Origin of the sequence: Terrimonas ferruginea DSM 30193, assembly GCF_000425585.1 — a bacterium.
GTDB classification, from domain to species: domain Bacteria; phylum Bacteroidota; class Bacteroidia; order Chitinophagales; family Chitinophagaceae; genus Terrimonas; species Terrimonas ferruginea.
On the sequence record NZ_AUDS01000010.1, the window covers coordinates 208,022 to 229,438 of the forward strand.

General features: G+C 48.6%; 17 protein-coding genes. 10 read left to right on the forward strand and 7 right to left on the reverse strand.

What is annotated here, in order from left to right:
• Positions 1 to 14 precede the first annotated feature (14 nt).
• From H608_RS23400 to H608_RS0103950, 5 genes are all read left to right on the forward strand, one after another.
• Positions 15 to 2,774 (forward strand): M14 family metallopeptidase, encoded by a 2,760-nt coding sequence (locus H608_RS23400; RefSeq protein WP_081658782.1) that lies wholly within the window; start codon positions 15 to 17, stop codon positions 2,772 to 2,774.
• Positions 2,775 to 2,852: 78 nt separating this feature from the next.
• Positions 2,853 to 3,647, forward strand: coding sequence for a 16S rRNA (adenine(1518)-N(6)/adenine(1519)-N(6))-dimethyltransferase RsmA (gene rsmA / locus H608_RS21175; RefSeq protein WP_051268015.1), 795 nt, complete (start codon positions 2,853 to 2,855; stop codon positions 3,645 to 3,647).
• Positions 3,644 to 4,591, forward strand: coding sequence for an NAD(P)-dependent oxidoreductase (locus tag H608_RS0103940; RefSeq protein ID WP_028786537.1), 948 nt, complete (start codon positions 3,644 to 3,646; stop codon positions 4,589 to 4,591). The genes rsmA and H608_RS0103940 overlap by 4 nt, the downstream gene beginning before the upstream one ends.
• A gap of 240 nt (positions 4,592 to 4,831) precedes the next feature.
• Entirely contained in the window at positions 4,832 to 5,305 is a 474-nt protein-coding gene (gene greA, locus H608_RS0103945) for a transcription elongation factor GreA (RefSeq protein ID WP_028786538.1), read from the forward strand.
• A gap of 93 nt (positions 5,306 to 5,398) precedes the next feature.
• A complete protein-coding gene (locus tag H608_RS0103950; RefSeq protein ID WP_028786539.1) occupies positions 5,399 to 5,797 on the forward strand; it encodes an HIT family protein in 399 nt (132 codons plus the stop codon).
• On the opposite strand, the gene ruvC is transcribed toward H608_RS0103950, so the two are convergent.
• Complete coding sequence (gene ruvC / locus H608_RS0103955) at positions 5,792 to 6,367, reverse strand: crossover junction endodeoxyribonuclease RuvC (RefSeq protein ID WP_245565717.1); 576 nt, start codon at positions 6,365 to 6,367, stop codon at positions 5,792 to 5,794. The two genes, H608_RS0103950 and ruvC, sit on opposite strands and share 6 nt — an antisense overlap.
• Before the next feature lie 136 nt (positions 6,368 to 6,503).
• Between ruvC and H608_RS0103960 the strand changes: the two genes are divergently transcribed.
• Entirely contained in the window at positions 6,504 to 7,520 is a 1,017-nt protein-coding gene (locus H608_RS0103960; protein ID WP_051268017.1) for a lysylphosphatidylglycerol synthase transmembrane domain-containing protein, read from the forward strand.
• Positions 7,507 to 8,331, forward strand: a complete 825-nt coding sequence (locus H608_RS0103965) for a DUF3108 domain-containing protein (RefSeq protein ID WP_028786542.1) — start codon at positions 7,507 to 7,509, stop codon at positions 8,329 to 8,331. Before H608_RS0103960 ends, H608_RS0103965 begins: the two co-directional genes overlap by 14 nt.
• A 125-nt stretch (positions 8,332 to 8,456) precedes the next feature.
• On the opposite strand, the gene H608_RS0103970 is transcribed toward H608_RS0103965, so the two are convergent.
• The 5 genes from H608_RS0103970 to H608_RS0103990 form a co-directional block, all read right to left on the reverse strand.
• The gene (locus H608_RS0103970) at positions 8,457 to 9,317 is read right to left on the reverse strand and encodes an MBL fold metallo-hydrolase (protein WP_028786543.1); all 861 of its coding nucleotides are present in this window, start codon (positions 9,315 to 9,317) and stop codon (positions 8,457 to 8,459) included.
• A gap of 10 nt (positions 9,318 to 9,327) precedes the next feature.
• On the reverse strand, positions 9,328 to 10,629 hold the full coding sequence (locus H608_RS0103975; RefSeq protein ID WP_028786544.1) for an MFS transporter: 1,302 nt from the start codon (positions 10,627 to 10,629) through the stop codon (positions 9,328 to 9,330).
• A 35-nt stretch (positions 10,630 to 10,664) separates the two neighbouring features.
• Positions 10,665 to 11,489, reverse strand: a complete 825-nt coding sequence (locus tag H608_RS0103980) for an undecaprenyl-diphosphate phosphatase (RefSeq protein WP_028786545.1) — start codon at positions 11,487 to 11,489, stop codon at positions 10,665 to 10,667.
• Between the two features lie 108 nt (positions 11,490 to 11,597).
• On the reverse strand, positions 11,598 to 11,840 hold the full coding sequence (locus tag H608_RS0103985; RefSeq protein ID WP_028786546.1) for a DUF3098 domain-containing protein: 243 nt from the start codon (positions 11,838 to 11,840) through the stop codon (positions 11,598 to 11,600).
• Between the two features lie 48 nt (positions 11,841 to 11,888).
• Positions 11,889 to 12,761 carry a cell division protein FtsX gene (locus H608_RS0103990; protein ID WP_028786547.1) on the reverse strand — a complete coding sequence of 291 codons (873 nt, stop codon included), beginning with the start codon at positions 12,759 to 12,761 and terminating at the stop codon, positions 11,889 to 11,891.
• A 224-nt stretch (positions 12,762 to 12,985) separates the two neighbouring features.
• Here H608_RS0103990 and leuS point away from each other — a divergent pair, with 224 nt between their 5' ends.
• The 3 genes from leuS to H608_RS0104005 all read left to right on the forward strand — a co-directional run bounded on the left by leuS (position 12,986) and on the right by H608_RS0104005 (position 20,246).
• The gene (leuS, locus tag H608_RS0103995) at positions 12,986 to 15,784 is read left to right on the forward strand and encodes a leucine--tRNA ligase (protein WP_028786548.1); all 2,799 of its coding nucleotides are present in this window, start codon (positions 12,986 to 12,988) and stop codon (positions 15,782 to 15,784) included.
• A gap of 282 nt (positions 15,785 to 16,066) precedes the next feature.
• A complete protein-coding gene (locus H608_RS0104000) occupies positions 16,067 to 19,213 on the forward strand; it encodes a S41 family peptidase (protein WP_028786549.1) in 3,147 nt (1,048 codons plus the stop codon).
• A gap of 190 nt (positions 19,214 to 19,403) precedes the next feature.
• Positions 19,404 to 20,246 (forward strand): endonuclease/exonuclease/phosphatase family protein, encoded by an 843-nt coding sequence (locus H608_RS0104005; protein ID WP_028786550.1) that lies wholly within the window; start codon positions 19,404 to 19,406, stop codon positions 20,244 to 20,246.
• On the opposite strand, the gene H608_RS0104010 is transcribed toward H608_RS0104005, so the two are convergent.
• Positions 20,232 to 21,290 (reverse strand): hypothetical protein, encoded by a 1,059-nt coding sequence (locus tag H608_RS0104010; RefSeq protein WP_028786551.1) that lies wholly within the window; start codon positions 21,288 to 21,290, stop codon positions 20,232 to 20,234. The genes H608_RS0104005 and H608_RS0104010 overlap by 15 nt on opposite strands.
• Positions 21,291 to 21,417: the final 127 nt, after the last annotated feature.

Consider the following 21,417-nt stretch of genomic DNA (forward strand, 5'->3'; position numbering starts at 1 on the left):
AATCCAATTGTACAATGAAGTCCTTGAGAACCATTCTTAGTTTGTTTTTTCTTTTGCCGGTGTTGGCGCAGGCGCAACATCAGGTTTACAGCAGTGTGAAAATTGATCCTCCCGCTACATTGGCCGAACGCAACGAGTTGCTCGGGTTGCTGGAGATCGACCACTTTTACTATGATAGTGATGGCTCGATCGTATCGGAGATCAGTGCCGATGCATTGGCTCGTTTGCGCAGAAGCGGCCGCTCACACAAAGTACTGGTGCCCGATGTGGCGCGTCATGTGAATGAACTCAACCGTATTTACGAAGAAAAGAAAGCCCGCGGTGAAGACCCGGATGCGCAAGCCCGTCTTGGCTTTGAGCAAACCGGCAAAGATCTTTACAGCCTTATTCCTTCTCCATCAGGGTTTGAAGTAAAAAATACGTTTGGCGGTTATTACAGCTTCGCTGAAATGAATGCCGCCATGAATCAACTGGTGACGCTTTATCCCAACATCGCGCAAAAAACTTCTATCGGTAAATCTGTTGAGAACCGCGATATATGGTGTATTAAAATTTCCGACAACGTGGCCACTGATGAGGACGAACCTGAAGTGCTTTTCATGGGCTTGCAACATGCGCGCGAAGCAATCGGCGGCAGCAGCATGATCTTCTTCATGTATTATCTCTGTGAATTTTATGATACTGATCCGCGCGTGCGCGAACTGGTTAACAATCGCGAGATATATATCGTTCCCTGCGTAAATCCCGACGGATGGGAGTACAATCGCGCCGGAGGAGTAGGCTCTGGCTGGCGCAAGAACCGAAAACTGAATAGCGGCGGATCTTATGGAGTTGATCTCAACCGCAATTATGGTGTTGACTGGAGTAACTGTGCAGGTGCATCAACCAGTTGCGGTTCTTCCGCGCAAACGGCCGACACTTATTTTGGTACCGCAGCTTTTTCAGAACCCGAAACAAAAGCGATTCGTGATTTTACTTACAGCCGCCGTTTTGTTGCCATGATCGATCAGCATGCCTATGGTCCTTATTATTCGTTGCCTTTCGGTCGCCCCAGTTTACATACTATGAGCGCGCCCGATACCAAGTTTTATACATTTGTACCTGCCGCTATGGGCTTGTACAACGGCATGCGCGCAGGTAACAGCCCGGAATCTGTAGGCTATGAAGTGGCAGGCGGTGTAAAAGACTGGATGCTGATGGGCGATATCGGTACTGGCACCAAAGGCAAAATATATGGCATGACCGGCGAAGGCGGAGCCGGAGGTGGTGTGTCGGGAAATAATTTCTGGGCACCGAAAGACCAGATCGATTATCTCTGCAAAGGCATGGCTTTTCAGAATCTTCAACTGCTGTATGCTGCCGGTTCTTATGTAAACCTGCAGGATACTGGCCCTATGAATCTTACCAGCAGAACACCCACTTTTACTTATAATATGACCCGCACAGGTCTTGCCAATAAACCTGTAACCGTATCAGTTGTTCCAATAGAGAATGTTGCTTCCGTTGGCGCACCCGTTACTACTTCCCTGGCGAATTATTTCGATACATATAACGGTAGCATAGCAGTTACCCTGCCTTCCACATTACCTACCGGGCAGCGTATCCGTTTTGCCTGGAAGATCGAAACAGATGGCATCACGCTGTACGACACCGTCGTGAAATTTTACAACGCGCAGGAATTATTCACGGATAATATGGATGGCACATTTGGTACCAACTGGACAGGTACCAATGGATGGGGCTTTACGGCGGCCGGGGCCGGCTATGGCGGCGGCTCAAGCAAAGCGATGTCCGAATCTCCTTCGGGCAATTATACCTCCGGCAGCACAAGGGTGGCTACCTACCGGAATACCTTTAATCTTTCGGGTTCCACTGCCGCATACCTCAACTTCTGGGTACGTCACCGTTCCGAGAATTTCCGCGATTACCTGCAGGTGCAGGTTTCGACCGATGGTAGTACCTGGACTCCTCTTGTGGGATCTACCACCGTGCAGGAGCCCACAACTTTCGACGGCAGCAAGATCGATGGCAAGCCTTCATTAACCGGTATCCGCGAAGACTGGACGCGTGAGACATTCGACCTGAAAGATTTCCTCACGGCTACCAGCCTGCGACTGCGTTTTTATTTTGCTTCAGATGCCAATGTCACCAACGGTTTCGATTACCAGACCGACGATGGCTTTTACATCGATAACCTCAGCTTTTTCAGAACTACTTCAACGCTGATCGCCCTGCCGGTACACTTTACTGATTTTACCGCGGTGCTCACACCGGCACGTACCACCGATCTGCGCTGGACGGCAGTGACCGACGCACAGCACAGTCATTTCGAAGTAGAGCGCTCGGGCAATGGCTGGCAGTTTGAAACACTCGGAAGAGTAGAAGGCCAGCAACCTTTCGCCTTTACCGATCTTCAACCCCTCGAAGGATTGAACCACTACCGCATCCGCCAGGTAGACAGAGATGGCAGCATCACCTACAGCAAAACATTAACGGTATTGAATGACTACAGCACAGGCCTGCGCATTCAGACCTATCCCAACCCTGCTACCGAACAGATCACTTTACGCTTCACCGGCAACCGTCCCGAAAAACTGCAATTGCAGGTAACGGACCTTTCCGGCCGCGTGGTGATATCGCGACAGGTGGTATCAGGTAATAACGGAAATGAAATACAACTCGACCTTCACGCATTGCCGGCTCAGACTTATATGTTGCGTGCGGTCAACGCCAACGGAGAAATCCGCGCGCGTCAGAAGTTTGTGAAACAATAATCCGAACTGTTCGTTTTTCAGTCCCCCGGTTCGTCGCTCTTGCAGGGACGGACCTTTTTTTATGCCTACCTTTGGGGCATGTATACGCTTAAGAAATCATTGGGACAACACTTCCTGCGGGATGAAAACATCTGCCGTAAAATCGTGGATGCATTACAGGAACATCCGTTTTCCCGTTTGCTGGAAGTCGGACCAGGCGGCGGTGCATTGACCAAATACCTGATCGAACTGCCGGACGTTGATTTTAAAGCTGTAGAACTCGATGAAGAGAAAGTTACTTACCTGATGCAAACCTATCCGGTATTGAAAGACCGCATCGTGCACAGAAGTTTTCTCGATATCGCTCCGCCTTTTAACGAAGAATTTACCGTGGTGGGTAATTTTCCCTATAATATTTCCACACAGATATTATTTAAAATTCTCCAGTGGCAGGAGTTGGTGCCGGTAACGATCGGCATGTTTCAGAAAGAAGTGGCTCAACGGGTGGCCGCACCGGAAGGAAGTAAGGTATACGGCGTAATCAGTGTGTTGGTGCAGGCTTTTTATGAGGTGGAGTATTTGTTTGATGTGAGCCAGCAGAGTTTTACGCCACCACCTAAAGTAATGAGTGGTGTTATCCGGTTGAAACGTACACCGGGCAAGTACCAATTCACCAGCAAAGGCGATCTCTTTCACCTGGTAAAAACGGCTTTCAATCAACGGCGCAAAACACTGCGCAATGCGGTTAAAGGCCTCTTTGAACCAGACGTGCTGGCCGACGATTTCTTCAACAAGCGGGCCGAACAATTGTCGGTTGCCGACTTTGCCGCACTCACTTATAAAATGAAAAAGGGGCAGCCACGCCCTGTCACACCTGAAAACGATCTGACGTGAAACAGCTTGCAATCATTACAGGAAAAGCACATCCGCTTTTAAAAGAAGAATTGGAAAAAGATGGATACGAAGTTGAATATCGCCCCGATATTCAATACGATGAACTGAACACCAGGATAGGTGAAATAACAGGTCTCGTGATTACCACGCGTATACGTGTAGACCAGGCGCTGCTCGAAAAAGCGCATCAGCTTAAATGGATCGGAAGACTCGGCAGCGGTATGGAACTCGTAGACGTACCCTTTGCAGAAAGCAAAGGCATACGTTGCATCAGCAGTCCGGAAGGTAATCGCAATGCGGTTGCCGAGCAGGCACTGGGTATGTTGCTGAACCTGATGAACAACCTTTCTTTGTCGCAGCAGCAGGTAAAACAAGGGCAATGGCTGCGCGATGAAAACCGTGGATGGGAATTGTCTGGACGAACGGTAGGGCTGATTGGTTATGGCAATACCGCCAGGGCATTTGCCAGGTTGCTGGCACCATTCAAGGTAACCATTCTGGCTTATGATAAATACAAATTCGGTTTTGCGGAAGGTCATGTACATGAAGCCTCGGAAGAGCAGATTGCGCGTTATGCAGACGTAATAAGTTTTCATGTGCCCCTTACATCAGAGACCCGTCACATGGCCAATGAATCCTTCTTTGCAAGTCTGCAGCAACGCCCGTGGATACTCAATACATCGAGAGGAAAAGTGATTGATACGGACGGACTCGTACAGGCATTGAAGCGCGAACAGATACGCGGCGTGGCACTGGATGTATTGGAAAATGAAAAGCTCGATACCTACCAGGAAGAAGAGCGCAAACGCCTCGACTGGTTACTTACACAATCCAATGTATTCATCACACCGCACATAGCAGGTTATTCGCATGAGGCCTATCAACGCATGTCGGAAGTGGTTGTAAAAAAACTGCGGAACCCTGATGCGGCTTTCGATTTTTGATCGGGCTTTAAGAGTTGATGTAATTTAATGCCCGGCCATATGATAGCATTTCCGGTATTTGTTTTTAGCATTCTGCCCAATTGAAGCTGGTTCCGCCCTGTATGATCCAGGACTGACCGGGCAACAGCCGTTTTGGTTATATCGAATACTTTAGTACCTTTACCCATATTCAATAGTGCAACGCTTCAGCTACCAGGCTGAGGCGTTGTTATTTTTTTGTTTTTATAAAACGGAGTTTTTATGAGTGCTATTCAGTATGTAACGAAAGAAACCCTGGAAGCCATGAAGGAGGAACTGCATCACATGCGTGCAGTAGAACGTCCAGCCGCCAGCCGGGCTATTGCTGAAGCCCGGGAAAAGGGAGACCTGAAGGAGAACGCAGAATACGATGCGGCCAAAGAGGCTCAGGGCCTCCTGGAAGCGAAGATCGCATCCATGGAGGGCGCCCTTGCCAATGCACGTGTGATCGATGAGTCAACAATCGACACCAGCAAAGTATCCATCCTCACAAAAGTGACGATGACGAACCTGTCAACAAAAAAGAAAGTAACCTATCAGATAGTAAGCGAAAAAGAAGCTGACCTTAAAGCCGGAAAAATCTCCATCACTTCACCTATCGGTAAAGGAGTGTTAGGAAAACAAAAAGGAGAGACTGCAGAAGTACAGGCTCCCGCCGGTGTTATCAAATTCAAGATCGAAGACATCACCATCTGATGATTGCCCGCTACAACTTTTTACAAGAGACCGGGTCACCACCCGGTCTCTTGTTTTTTGAGCGTATCTTAGGCCATATCAAATCATGCAGCGATGACCATTTTTTCCAAAATCATCAACGGAACCATTCCTTCGTATAAAATTGCGGAAGACGAACGCTTCGTGGCTTTCCTCGACGCATTCCCCCTCCGCCGCGGGCATGTGCTGGTAGTGCCACGCCAGGAGACCGACCGCCTCTTCGACCTGCCGGAGGAGCTGCTCCGCGAACTGCTCGTATTTGCGCAGCCCATTGCCAAAGCTATTGAACAGGAGTTTGATTGTAACCGCTGCGGTATAGAGGTAATGGGGCTTGAAGTGCCACATGCGCATATGCACCTTATTCCGATCAATGAAGCCAACGATCTGAATTTTACCCAACCTAAATTGAAACTGGAAGAAGCGGAAATGAAAGCTATTCAGCAGCGGCTGGTTGCCCGCCTGCAGGCATCATAAAACGCGTCCGGGATTTTTTTTGATAAATGCTTCCCAGTCCGCTGACGATACTTTGGCGGCTTTTGTTTTTTTCGTTGCAGCCGGTATCACCGAGCGAAGTTCGTAATGGTGGCAGACTGCTACAGCCAAAGCATCGGTGGCATCGAAATAACGGGGCGCTTCGGTCAGCGACAGCAACTGCTGCAGCATTTTCCACACCTGTTGTTTATCGGCATTGCCATTGCCGGTAACGGCCTGTTTGATGCGGCGGGGAGAATATTCGGTAACGGGAAGTCCTGCGCGCATGGCCGCCGCAATCGCCACGCCCTGCGCACGCCCGAGTTTCAGCATACTTTGTACGTTCTTACCGAAGAACGGCGCTTCAATGGCAAATTCATGCGGCCGGAATTCACGGATAAGCGATTCCACTTTTTCATGAATCATGCTCAGCCTTTCGTAATTATCCTTGCGGCCGGAAAGCTTAAGTGCCTCCATTTCCAGCAAAACGATGCCCGACGTCCTGACCTCGATCAGACTGTAGCCCATCAGCAAAGTGCCCGGGTCTATTCCTAATATAATCTTAGCGTTCAAATTCAAAATTCAAAACTCAAAACGTCGATTCAAAATTAGTCATTCGAAACCCAAAAAAAGGTTTTTTCACGGCTGAACATAATACCCGTACAAGGGCAGTGCTTTTGAGGTTTTAATTTTTACTTTTGACTTGTTCATGATGCAGATTAAAAAAGAACACAAACGCAAGATCAGTTTATTCGTCCGGTTTGGATTGGGGCCGCTATTGTTTGCCTGGCTTTCCTGGTCTATTTACAACCAGGTGATGCGGCAGCCGGGACTGGAAACATCCTGGCAGCACATCCGTGAATCTTTTGCCAGCACGAAAGTGTGGCTGATGATAGGGGTATTGTTGCTCATGATTGTCAATTGGGGACTGGAAGCGGTGAAATGGAAATTGTCGGTGCAGCAGATCCAGCAGGTAAGCCTGGGAAAAGCTTTCAGGGCGGTGCTTTCCGGTGTATCTTTTTCCGTAAGTACACCCAACAGGGTGGGCGAATACCTCGGACGTGTGTTGTACATGGACGACGGCAACCGGTTAAAGGCCATTTCGCTGACCATCATGGGAAGCATCAGTCAACTCATGATCACGCTGGTGGCGGGGCTGATCAGTTTGTTCTTTTTACGTGATACACTGTCAGAACATCAGTTACTGACTTCGTTCTGGCTGCGCATGATCGGATATGGAGTAGGAGTGGGGTTATTGATTTTAACGTTCTTTTATTTCCGGCTTCCATGGCTTATCCGCTGGATAGACCGGCTGCCCGCGATGCGACGATTCGTATGGCTGATCGAGGCGCTGGAGCATTTTAATGCAACTTTACTTTGGCGATTGCTGTCTTTATCGGCAACCCGGTTTATGGTTTTTATCCTGCAGTATTACCTGCTGTTCCGGTTGTTTAATGTGGAGATTTCCTGGCCGCAGGCACTGGCAACGATCAGTGTGATGTTTTTGGTAATGGCCGTTGTTCCCACGATTGCGCTCTTTACGGATCTGGGCCTCAAAGGAGAAGTGAGCCTGAAACTGGTGGGACTGTTCAGCACCAACCAGCTCGGGATAGGACTGACAACGCTCAGCATCTGGCTTATAAATCTGGTAATTCCGGCTTTGGCCGGGAGTTTGTTAATTTTAAGTATAAAACGGATATTCAATAACAGACATGAAAGGACTTAAACTTTTTGCGGTACCGCTGGTTGCATTGCTGGCCTTTACGCCCCGTACGGAGCCGGTATCCGGCAAACTGAAAGGGCCGCAGGTGGATTGCACCATTCCCAACACTGCATTCAAAGCCGGCGAGCGTGTATCGTTCACGGTGTATTACAACGTGGCCGGTATTTATGTCAATGCAGGCATTGCCACATTTACCAATACACTCGAAACCCTCAACGGCAAACCGGTTTTCCATATCGTAGGCGATGGCAAGACCAACGATTCCTATGACTGGATCTTCAAGGTGCGCGATAAATACGAAACATATATCGACACCGTTACCATGCAGGCATTGAAATTTATCCGCAACGTAAATGAAGGCGGGTATAAGAAATTCCAGACCGTCACCTTCAACAAAGCGGCCAATACCGCGGTGACCAACGACGGTGTATTCAAAGTGCCACCCTGCGTACAGGATGTGGTGAGTTCCGTATTCTATGCGCGTAATATCGACTTCTCGCGTTTGCGTCCCAACGATAAGATCGCTTTTTCGATGTTCCTCGACAACGAAGTGTACAACATGTATATCCGTTACCTGGGAAAAGAAACGATCAAGACCAAGTATGGTAAATTCCGCGCGATCAAGTTCAAGCCGCTGCTGATCCAGGGCACTATTTTCGAAGGCGGGGAAAAAATGACGGTATGGGTGTCTGATGACGCCAACCACATCCCGGTGCGCATCGAAAGCCCGATTGTAGTAGGTAAAGTAAAGATTGATATGATGAGCTTCGAAAACCTGCGTCATCCGCTGACGTCGCTGGTGAAGAAAAACTGACCGAATGTGTAGATGTGGAAATGTGCCCCGGCTGCGCCGTGGGCCATGTGTAAATGATTTCGGCACAGTATTCATTTTCACATTTACATATTCCGCCGAAGGCGGCACATTTACACATTTGAGCTCTAAAGCTCATTCAACTTAAACAATTCCCCCACCCGCACACCTTTCTCCGTGTCTTGCAGAGTGCAGCATTCATACACGGGATCATGTTCGAAGAACAGGATGTAGTTATTGTCGGCGGCTTCGCGGAGAAATGATTTTTTTTCCTGTAAGGTCAATAACGGCCGCGTATCATAAGCCATCACATACGGAATAGGAATGTGCGCCTGCGAGGGCAACAGGTCCGCCATGTACACGATCGTGCGGTCTTTGTAACGCAATTGTGGCAGCATCATCGCTTCGGTATGCCCGCTCACAAAACGGATGGAAAAATTGTCTGCAAATGGCAATGTCGGCAGTTTCTCATCAGTAGCTGCCGGCGTTTTGAGCAATTGCAGACGGCCGCTTTCCTGCAGCGGCAGAATATTCTCTTTCAGAAAAGAAGCTTTCTCGCGGTCATTTGGCTGCACGGCCCAATCCCAGTGTTCTTCGTTGCTCCAATAGGTTGCATTGGGAAATGCCGGTGCAAATCCTTCGCCCTGGCGGACCAACGCGCCACCACAATGATCGAAATGTAAATGCGTGAGAAAAACATCGGTGATGTCTTCGCGACTAAAACCATGCGCCGCCAATGATTTGTCCAGCGTGTCGTCGCCATGCAGGTAATAGTGTCCGAAAAATTTTGCATCCTGCTTATCGCCCATACCCGTGTCTACCAATATCAAACGGTCACCATCTTCGATCAGCAGGCAACGCAAGGCCCAACTGCACATATTGTTTTCGTCGGCGGGGTTTAGTTTGTTCCACATCGATTTTGGCACTACGCCAAACATTGCACCACCGTCCAGCTTGAAATGGCCGGCATTCACACTATAAATTTTCATAGCAGATCGTTTATGCGGTCTTCCGCTGCCTGGCAAGGGCCAGGTACAACCACAACAGCCCTATGGCAAAAAAGACCACGAGTGAAAGAATCGAATTTTGCATACTGCCGGTTTGTTCTTCGATAAAACCGAAACTGAATATGCCGATCACAATGGCCAGTTTCTCGGTGAAATCATAATACGCAAAGAACGAAGCAGTATCTTTTGTTTCAGGCATCAGCTTGGCATAGGTAGAGCGGCTGAGGGCCTGAATGCCACCCATTACCAATCCAACGGCAATAGCCAGTCCATAAAACGGGTACTCGGCATTGATGCCCATCTCCGGCAATGAAGCAGTATAATAAGCGGCCACGCAGATCACTATCCAGAATAATACAACACCCATCAATACTTTGATGTTGCCCAGTTTTGCGGAAAGACGCGACATACCCCACGCACCCGCGATGGCTACCAACTGAATAAGCACGACGGTAATAATAAGTTTGGTATCGGGGAGTTTTAAGACTTTACTGCCAAACAGGGTAGCGGCCAGCATCACCGTTTGCACACCCATGCTGTAAAAGAAGAAGGCACGGAGAAAACGTTTGAGTACCGGCATCTTTGTTACCTCACGGTACACTTTACCCATTTCTGTAAATCCGTCTTTGAATACATTCCCTTTTTGTGGTTTGCGTATCTCTACGGCGGGCAGTCGTCTGAAAGTGATCTGCGCAAAACCAAACCACCAGATACCAACTAATAAGAAGGTAATGCGGATTGCCTCTCCCTGTTGCTCGGGCATCAACGTAACGAGTACAAAACCGACGGCCTGCATCAATACACTGCCGATATAGCCATAGGAAAAACCTCTGGCACTGATCCGGTCGCGGTCGGCGGGGGCGGCTATTTCGGGGAGATACGCGTTGTAGAATACGAGACTACCCGCGTAGCCCATACAGGCAAACATAAAGGCCAGGATGCCGAGCCATAATCTTCCATCTTCGAAAAAGAATAAGAGGCTGCATCCCAGGGCACCCATGTAACAGAAAAACCGCATGAAGTTTTTCTTATTGCCACGTGTATCGGCAATGGAGGTAAGAATAGGATAGAGCAGGGCTACCAGTCCATAACCCAGGGCGAGTGTATAGTCGTACAGCGAAGAGTTGACAAAAGTCCGTCCCAGGAATTCCACCCGGTGTCCTTCTCCGGCACCACCTGTTACTGCCAGGAAGTAAATAGGGAAAAAGGTGGTGGTGATCACCAGGTTGTACACCGAATTGGCCCAATCGTACATGGCCCATCCGTTCACAACTTTTTTGGAGGCGGTTTGCATAACTGCAGTGGTTGAGGGTTAAAGGTGGTTCTTGTTTAATGTTCGATCACGCCGGTCAGGAACAGGATCAAAAGAATAGCACCGGCAATGATCCGGTACCAGCCAAACACTTTAAATCCGTAAATCTTCAGGTAGTTGATGAAAAAACGAATCGCTAAAATGGCTACTACAAACGCTACGATATTGCCTACGCCAAACGCGACCATGTTTTCTTTCGATTCCATGATGATCTCATATCCTTTACGCGGCAGTTCAGGCGTTCCCCATTTTTTTATAAAAAGAGAATAAGCAGTGGCGGCAAACATGGTAGGCACAGCCAGGAAAAATGAAAATTCAGCCGCGAGGTTACGCGTCATCTTCTGCTGCATACCACCGATGATGGAAGCCGCGCTGCGGCTTACGCCGGGTATCATGGCAATTGTTTGCCAGATGCCGGTGATGAAGGCTTTGGAATAGGTAATCTGATCATCCGACTCGATCGTGGGTCTGTTGAATGCACGGTCGATGAACAACAACACAATACCTCCGAGCAGTAAGGTAATGGCCACGGTCAGCGGACTTTCCAGCAACGCATCGATCTGGTCGGAAAATAAATAACCGAGCAGCAAAGCCGGAATGACACCAATGAAGAGTTTTACATAAAACTGCCAGCGGCGGAAGTCGAAGAATTTTCTCCAGTACAATACTACCACTGCGAGAATGGCACCCAATTGTATCGCTACTTCAAATAATTTGGTGAACTCTTCTTTGTGAATGCCCAGGAATGTGCTGGCGATGATCATGTGTCCGGTGGAGGATACCGGTAAAAACTCTGTCAGTCCTTCCACAATGGCCACAATGATGGCTTCAATGATCGTCATGAATGGAGAATATTTATAAGAATGATAAAGAAACGAAATGATTGCCAATAAAAAAGAGGTTGCGTCTTTATTTTGACACAACCTCTTCTCTGCGGCTGATAACAGCCTTTATGCTTTTTTGGGAGATTTGAATATCGCGAAGACTTCGATCACCAATCCTGCCAGGATCACCAGCGGCGCAATAGTGATACGCGTGGCACTGTATACTTCTTTCGGGTTAAACACATTGGGGTCTTTGCTGGCACCACCACTCATCAGGAACATGCCGATTGCAATGACCACAATACCGATCAGCATCCAGATATAGTTGTCGCGTGTAAACAGGGCGTCGGTTGTCGTTTTTTCTGCCATAATGGAGATTTTGGATGCGCAATATATTAATAAATCCGGGATTCGGGATCAATACAGGTCGTCGAGTTTCATGCGGAGGTACTTCAGTACGCTGCGGTAAGTACTCAACAGGCTGATCAGCACGCCGATCAGGATCAGGCCACCAAACAAAATAGCCAGTTGGGTATTATCGCGGAGCGAATACAGGCCGGTGATTACTTTTTCCGCGCCGAGGATCATCAGGTACACGAACACGGAGGCAATGATCCCCCCGATAGCGCCGTTGATAATGGCCCGTATATTCATCGGACGTGCAATGAATCCGCGGGTGGCGCCCACCATCTGCATCGTCTTGATCAGGAAGCGGTTGCTGAACATCGCCAGGCGGATCGTGTTGTCAATCAGCACGATGGCTACCAGCGACAGCAATATGGCCACGGCCAGGATGACCATGGAGATGTTACGGATATTTTTGGTCATTACGTCGATCAGTGATTCGGGATAGTTCACATCGCTTACATAGGTCTGCTGTTCGAGGTCCTTTTTGATCATTTCCAGCGAATCCTTCTCCACATAGTCCGTTTTGATGCCCACGTATATGGCGTCCGGCAGCGGATTCTCCGTCATAAACTTGTCCCAGCTTTCGTTGCCGTCGGCCAGGTAGATTTTTTTAGCTTCTTCCTTGTCCACGAACTGCGAAGCCCGGGTATAAGGGCGGCTGTTGATATAATTCACCAGCGCCACGCTGTCCTTCGGATTGAGATCACCCCGCAGGAAAGCTTTCACCTCTATACTTTCTTTGAAATAATCACCGAGTTTGTTGGCATTGATCACGAGCCATCCAATAATGCCCAGCAACACCAATACCAGGGTTACCCCCAGGATCGACATGAAATAGGAAGGTTTGCTGCGCTTGATCGAAGCTTTGTTGGTACGAGCCATGAATCACAAATTTTTTCGAAAACGAATGGGTTAGTCCTTGTCTTTGCCCGCGATGGAAGGCATGCAGGCAAATTTAGCAGATTCAGCCCTACAATCAGTATTTTTGCTGCCCATTTTAAACGGTAAGCCGCGGCGTATATTGCCACCGGCAACGCCTCAGATGTTAAAAAGACGCTAATGCTGTCCGCAGGCAGCGGGCTTTATTAAAACAACGGCAAAAAATTATGGAGTACAATTTCCGGGATATTGAAAAGAAATGGCAGCAAACGTGGAAGGATACCAACGCCTATCGTGTGTCCAACAAGCGTGACAAACCGAAGTACTATGTGCTCGATATGTTCCCTTATCCCAGCGGAGCCGGCCTGCACGTAGGTCATCCGCTTGGTTATATTGCCTCCGATATTTTCGCGCGCTATAAACGCCTCAAAGGCTTCAACGTGCTGCACCCGATGGGCTACGATGCATTTGGTCTGCCTGCGGAACAATATGCCATCGACCATGGCATTCATCCCGCCGTGTCCACACATGCCAACATCATCAACTTCCGCACACAGTTGGACAATATTGGCTTTTGCTTCGATTGGGAACGCGAAGTACGGACCTCAGATCCCGGTTATTACAAATGGACACAATGGATATTCCTCCAATTGTTTAAAAGCTTTCTCAACCGTCAGACCGGCAAGGCTACGCCCATCACCGAACTGGTGGCGACTTTTGAAAAAGAAGGAAACAAAAATCATCCATTCCCCAATGATAAATTCCGTGTGGAAGCCGGCAGCGAGTCACTCGCCACTTTCACCGCGGATCAATGGAATAGCTTTAATGAGTTCACCCGCGAATCCATTTTGATGGAATACCGCCTGGCCTATTGCGGCTACGGTGAAGTAAATTGGTGCGAGGCGCTCGGAACCGTATTGGCCAACGACGAAGTGATCAATGGCGTAAGCGAACGAGGTGGTTACCCCGTTGTACGCAAGAAACTGCGTCAATGGTATCTGCGCATAACCGAGTATGCCGATCGTTTGCTCGACGGACTGCAGCAGGTCGATTTCAGCGATGCGATGAAAGAAATGCAGACCAACTGGATCGGCAAGTCTTCCGGTGCAGAGATCGATTTTGCGATCAAAGGCCACGACCGCAAACTGCGCGTGTACACTACGCGTCCCGATACCATTTTTGGTGTAGACTTTATGGTGATCGCTCCGGAACTTGACTGGATCGGCGAAGTGCGTTCGGACGAGCAGGCCGCCGAAGTGGACGACTATATCGCCTACGTGAAAAGCCGCAGTGAACGCGAGCGCATGGCGGAGAAAAAGATCTCCGGCGTGTTCACCGGCGCTTATGCCATCAATCCTTTTGACGGAAGAGAGATTCCTGTCTGGATATCTGAATATGTACTCGCAGGTTATGGCACCGGCGCCATCATGGCCGTGCCTTGCGGCGATGAACGCGACTTCCGGTTTGCCAAACATTTCAATATTCCCATTACCAATATCATCGGTTCGCATTTCAACGGAGAAGACGCCAACCCTACCAAAGATGCAATACTGGAAAATTCCGGTTTTCTCAATGGGCTGAACATGCGTGAAGCCATGGAGGTGGCCATCAAAGCCATCGAAGAAAAAGGAATTGGTACGCGGAAAGTAAATTATAAAATGCGCGATGCGGCCTTCAGCCGTCAGCGTTACTGGGGTGAGCCGTTTCCCATCCGTTGGGAAAATGGGATTGCTTATCCGCTGGATGAATCCCAATTGCCTTTGCAATTGCCGGAAGTGGAAAGCTACAAACCCGGACCCGAAGGTGAAGGGCCGTTGGCCAATATTCCGGAGTGGACGGCACAGCACCTGGAAACGAATACCATGCCCGGTTATGCCGGATCGTCCTGGTATTTTCTCCGCTACATGGATCCGCACAATGAAAAGGAATTCTGCAACCGCGAAGTGTCCGATTATTGGGGGCAGGTAGACTTATACATCGGTGGTACCGAGCATGCCGTAGGGCATTTGCTGTACAGCCGCATGTGGACCAAAGTGCTGTATGACCTGGGTTATATCGGTCATGAAGAGCCGTATAAAAAGCTGGTGAACCAGGGCATGATCCAGGGCAGCAGCCGGTTTGTATACCGGTTGACCGGCACCAATCAATTTGTGTCGAAAGGCTTGCTGGACAGTGAGGGCAAATATGGATTGCAATCAACCGACGCGATCCGGGTGGATGTGAACTTTGTCGATGGCGTTGAATTGGATATGTCCGCTTTTAAAACGTGGCGGAATAATGAATATGCCAATGCAGAATTTATTCTCGAAGATGGTAAATATATCTGCGGCATGGAAGTGGAAAAAATGTCCAAGTCCAAGTTCAATACCGTCAACCCCGACGATCTCGTACACAGATATGGAGCGGATACCTTCCGGATGTATGAAATGTTCCTCGGTCCGGTGGAGATGAGCAAACCCTGGGATACCAAAGGCATTGAAGGTGTGCACCGTTTTCTCAAAAAACTCTGGCGTTTGTTCTTCGACGAAATCAAAGGCGCAATCTGGACCAATGAGAAGGCTACCGATGCCGAATTGAAAGTGTTACACAACACGATCCGCCGCATCGACGCCGATACGGAACGATTCAGTTTCAACACCGGTGTTAGTGGGTTCATGATTGCGGTAAACGAATTAAGCGATCTCAAGTGTAACAAAAAAGAAATACTGGAAAAATTGCTGGTGTTGATGACGCCTTATGCACCGCATATCGCTGAAGAGCTGTGGAAACAATTAGGCAATACCGGCAGCATTCTCGATGCATCTTATCCGGTATTCGAAGAAAAGTATGTGGTTGAATCTGCCAAAGAGTACCCGATTTCTGTGAACGGCAAAGTGCGCACTACCATGTCTATTTCCCTCGATGCCGATCAGGCGCAGGTGGAGGAAATTGTGTTGGGCAATGATGTTGTACAGAAATGGCTGGAAGGCAAGGGACCCAAGAAGATCATTTATGTGAAGAATAAGATGATCAATGTGGTGGTGTAGGGAGTGATAAGTATTAAGTAATAAGTTTTAAGTAAACAGCCCGGGAAGGTGTAAGCCCGAAGGTTCGGGCTTAGGGTGTAAGGTATGCAGTGAGAGGTTTCTACTCCCTGGTTCGTGTATACACGAACCAGGGCATTCACGATTGGCCATTGATGATTCACCATTCACCATTGACGATTCACCATTCACCATTCACCATTCACGAACTTGCACATTTTGTATAAACGGCAACCCTTCTTCCGCATTTAACCGTACCTTAAACCCGCCAAAAAAATACAGCTCATGCAGAAGTTTTTCCTCGCGCTGTTGCTTAGCTGCAGCAGTTCCTGTTTATTCGCACAGGCCAATGATGCCTACTTTCTCTCCAATCCAAGTTTGTCGCCTGATGGCAAAACCGTCGTATTCAGTTTTGAAGGCGATCTCTGGAAAGCCGATGTGAAAGAGGGCAGAGCATCGCGCCTCACGGCCATGCAGGGCTATGAAACCAGCCCGCGCATTTCACCGGATGGTAAATGGATCGCATTTACGGGACGCCAGTACGGAAACGCAGACATTTATATTATGCCGCTCGCCGGAGGTGATGTGCAGCAACTGACATGGCATAGCAGCAACGATGATGTCAGCAGTTGGAGCTGGGATTCCAAATACATTTATTTTAACAGCGGCCGCGACGGACAGATTTCAGGCTACAAACTTGCCCGCGAAGGCGGTACTCCGCAACGCGTGCTCGGCAGCTTCTTCTTCCAGTTCGATCACGCTTTGGTAGAACATCCATCCAGCGGTGAAATATTTTTCAACGATACATGGGAAAGCTCCAACCAGGTTCAGCGCAAGCGTTACAAAGGACCGTTTAATCCTGATATTCAATCGTATAATCCTACGACCAAACAATTCAAAAAATACACAGAGTGGGAAGGAAAAGACTTCGGTGCAACGATCGACCGTACCGGACGCGTGTATTTTATTTCCGATGAAGCCAACGGAGAGTATAATCTTTATACCATGGATAATGGAAAAAAGAAAGCACTCACCCGTTTTTCTTCTTCCATTAAATCACCACAGGTAAATGCGGATGGCGGATTAGTGGTTTTTGAAAGAGATTACCAGCTTTGGTTGTACGATGTGAAGGCCGGCACGGAGAAAAAATTATCTGTTTCTATTGTGCGCAATAATGTTCTGCCAAAAGAGAAAGATTTCGATGTACGTGGCAATATCAATGGTTTTGATGTATCCCCCGATGGCAAAAAACTATGCTTTATTTCAAGAGGTGAATTATTCGTAAGCGACGCCGAAGGAAAGTTCATCCGCCAGGTTGTCCGCGGTTCTGCCGAGCGCGTACGCGAAGCAAAATGGCTCAGCGATAATAAAACCATCCTGTTCAGCCAGACAGCAGACGGCTATACCAACTGGTTTACGATTGCGGCCGACGGCTCCGTGGCCTTGAAACAAATAACCCGCGACGCACGCAATAACCGTCTCATTAGTTTCAATAAAAAAAGAGATCAGGCAGTTTACCTCAGCGGCCGCGACGAACTGCGCCTGCTCGATCTGAAAACATTGGTCAGCAAAACAGTATTGAAAGATGAGTTCTGGGGATTTCAAAACAGCCAGCCTGGTTTTTCTCCCAATGGTGAATACATCGTATTCACGGCCTACCGCAATTTTGAGCAGGACCTCTTTGTACATCATATCAAACAAAATAAAACCACCAACCTGACCGGTACCGGCATCACGGAAATGAATCCGATCTGGTCGCCTGATGGCAAATACATTTATTTCACTTCACAACGCCTGAAACCAGCCTATCCGTTTGGCATGCAGCAGGCACGTGTTTATCGCATAGCATTGGAGAAACTCGACGATCCATTCCGCATGGACAAATTCGATGAGCTGTTCAAAGAAGAAAAGAAAGATACGCTTGCAAAAAAAGATTCGACCAAAAAAGCGCCACCGGTACCGGTCGACGAATCGCTGACCATCGATACGGATCTGCTGATCGAGCGGATGGAACAGATCAGTCCTTCCCTTGGTATGCAGGTATTGATGGCTGTTTATCAGAAAGGGGAGAAGACAACCGTACTTTATGCAAGCAATCATGGAGAAGGTAAAATGGCTTTATGGAAAACGGTGATAGAACCGTTTGAATCCAACAAAACGGAAAAAATTGCCGGCACCGACGGCAACTTCCCCTCCGATGTTGTAATCAATGGCGATAAACTCTTTCTGTTGCAAAGCGGCACCATTAATAAGCTGAGCCTGGAGCCTGCAAAGGTTGATCCGGTCAGCATTTCATCTACTTTCCGCCGCAACCTGCAGGCAGAATTCTCGCAAATGGTGGACGAGGCCTGGGCCCAGATGGAAGAAAATTATTATGACGATAAATTCCATGGCATTAATTGGAAAAAAGTAAAACAATATTATGCGCAGTTTGTGCCGTACCTGAACAACCGCTCCGATCTGCGTGTACTGCTCAATGATATGTTGGGTGAACTTAATTCTTCGCACCAGGGATTTGGCACTTTTGGTACAGACGAGATGGTGCCGTTCAGCAACAGCACGATGGAAACGGGAATCGTATTTGATAACAATGATCCCTATAAAGTAAGTTATGTCCTGAAGCGGTCTGCTGCCGACAAAAAAGGCGTCGATATCAAAGCCGGCGACATCCTTACGGAGGTAAACGACGAAAAAGTATCGGCTACCCGCGACCGCAGCTATTACTTTACACGTCCGTCCGCGGATAAGGAAATCAAACTGACCTTCACCCGCGCGGGCAAACCCTATTCCGTGCGTCTGCATCCGCAATCAAGTTTGTATGCTAATTACTATGATGAATGGATCGATCGTAATCAGCAGCGTGTGGATGAACGTGGCAAAGGCCGCATTGCTTATGGGTGCATGAAAAACATGGGTCAGGGTGAACTCGAGCAGTTCATCGCCGACATGACCCGCGAGCTGCCCAACCGCGATGCGCTGATCCTCGACCTGCGTTATAACACGGGTGGTAACGTGCACGATGAAGTATTACAATTCCTTTCACGTAAAACATACCTGCAATGGGGCTACCGCGAAGGTATTCGCACCGGACAGCCAAACTTTGCACCGGCCGACAAACCGATCGTGTTACTGATCAATGAACAATCATTGAGCGATGCGGAAGTCACTTCACAGGGATTCAAAGCGTTGAAGCTTGGTCAGATCGTTGGTAACGGCACTTATCGCTGGATCATCTTTACCAGTGGTGTCGGCCTGGTAGACGGATCGGCCGTGCGCATGCCGGGCTGGGGCTGTTATAGCCTCGAAGGAAAAGACCTGGAAATGACAGGCGTGGAACCGGATATCAAAGTGCTCAATAGTTTCTCGGATAAGGTCAACGGCCGCGATCCGCAGCTCGACCGGGCGATCGAGGAGATATTGAAGAAGCTGTAAGTAGTAAGTAATAAGTAGTAAGTAATAAGGTATGAGGCGTAAGGAAAACAGCGGCCCTATATTTCGGGCATAGGTTTTAGGTAATAAGTAGTAGGTAAAACAAAGACGGCTGTTTATTCACGATTCACGATTGACGATTCACGATTGACCATTCACCTTTTTGAATTTTGACTTTTTACTTTTGAATTATATGAAACAATACTTCCTGCTTACGCTGTCCCTCCTGTCGCTCGCAGCTACTGCGCAGGACATGAACGTAATGAGTTTTAATATCCGGTTGAATATAAAATCGGATAGCCTCAATGCCTGGCCTTACCGCAAAGACAATGTTGCTTCCCAGATCCTGTACCACCAGGTGCATCTGCTCGGCGTGCAGGAAGCTTTGCATGAGCAGATGGAAGATCTGAAAGCACGGCTTCCACGTTATCGTTCGGCCGGCGGCGGGCGCGATGATGGAAAAACAAAGGGTGAATACTCGGCCATATTTTATGACACAGTCCGGTTGCAGGCGCAGCAGTGGGGGCAATTCTGGTTGTCGGAAACACCGGATAACCCCGGCGCAAAAGGATGGGACGCTGCCTATCCGAGAATGGTGACCTGGGTCCGCTTCCGCGACAGGCTGACGAAAAAAGCTTTCGTCGCGTTCAATACCCATTTTGATCACATGGGGCAGGTAGCCCGCAGGGAAAGCGCCAAAATGATTTTGCAGAAAGCAAAGGAGATCGCAGGCAATCTTCCCTTCCTCTTTACCGGTGATTTTAATGCCGCACCTTCCGACGAACCAATAAAGATCATCACAGATCAGCACAACCCTTTACATCTCACCGACGCGAAAGGCAAAGCTGCTTTTCATTATGGTCCTTCGGGTACCTTCAACGGCTTCCGTTCCGCAGAAGTAAATGACGATCCCATCGATCATATTTTTCTGAAAGGCAACTGGACTGTCAGCAGTTATGCAGTGTTGTCAGAAACGTGGAGAGGCCGCTTTGCCTCCGATCATTTTGCCGTGCTCGTTGTGTTAAGGTTGCGGTGAGGCAGTTGCCGGGGATGCTTTTTCTTTATAAAGGCGGATGGATGCACTGCTGCCTTCCGTACTTTCCAGCCTTGCTTCGTATCTGCGGCCTCCGTTCTCCGCTACCATGTAGGCCGTATTGGGAGGGATGGTCCCCAGATTTTCAGCCACCATCACCAATTCGTTGCTCTCTTCGAGATCGGCTATGGCAAATCTTATGGTGTAAGGCGTTCCCAGCAAACCGATGTGTTCAAAGACCAGTTTTCCGTTCAGAAATAAGGAAATGGAATCGCCGTCGATCTGCGCATTATCGTAAAATCTTAATTCAATTGAATCTCCGGTGAGCGGGATTTCCTTTGCCACTACCTTCTTACGCACCTGGAATTTATCGCCAATTGTCACAGGAGCGGGAGGTTTGGCCACCGCTATTACGGGCGCAGGCACCGGTTTAGGTTGGGGAGCGGGTTTTTCCTTTGCGGGAGCTTTGGCAACCGGTGGGGCGGGTTGTTTCTTAACCACAGGCGGCGCGGGTTCGGGAGCCTTTACCGGTTGTTGAAAAGCGATCAATCCCACACTGTCGATCAGGTAGGGGTCATTACCTCCAACCAGGTAATTATCGAGGATGAAATCCCATTCGTCGTTGAAAACGGCGCGGTCTGTCTTACTCAGGTCCACGGGGCCTTTGTCGGGTTTTTCTTCTGTACCGGCTTTGCCATTGAGCAGCATTTTGCCGCCGCCGGGGCAATTGAAGTCGGCATGTGAGATAAGCGCTTGTTTGCCGGGCGTGCCGAGCACTCCGTTTTTTTCCTCGATCAACTGATCATCCCACCAAACCACTTCGCTGTTGCGCTGGTCGAAAAAGCCTTTGATGCTGTAGCGGCGGTAATTGCGTGCGGATTCATAATAATAGGAAGTACCGGTGAGGCTGTCGCCGTTCTGGATAATTTTCAATTCAACTTTCTGCCGGTTTATGCGGCCTTTCCACACACCGGTGATCATTTGGGCTTTTGCGTTAGCGAAAAAAACGAGGAAGAAAATGAGGGAAAAAAGGCTTTTCGGATGCATGGGAATTTAACGTCTGGAAGTCAAAACTATTATCCGGAGGCATTAAATAAGGAACAAGGACGGGAAAAAAAGAAAAAAGGTGTTAAAAATTGCGGGGATCAAAAAAATAAATACCTTCCAACATTAA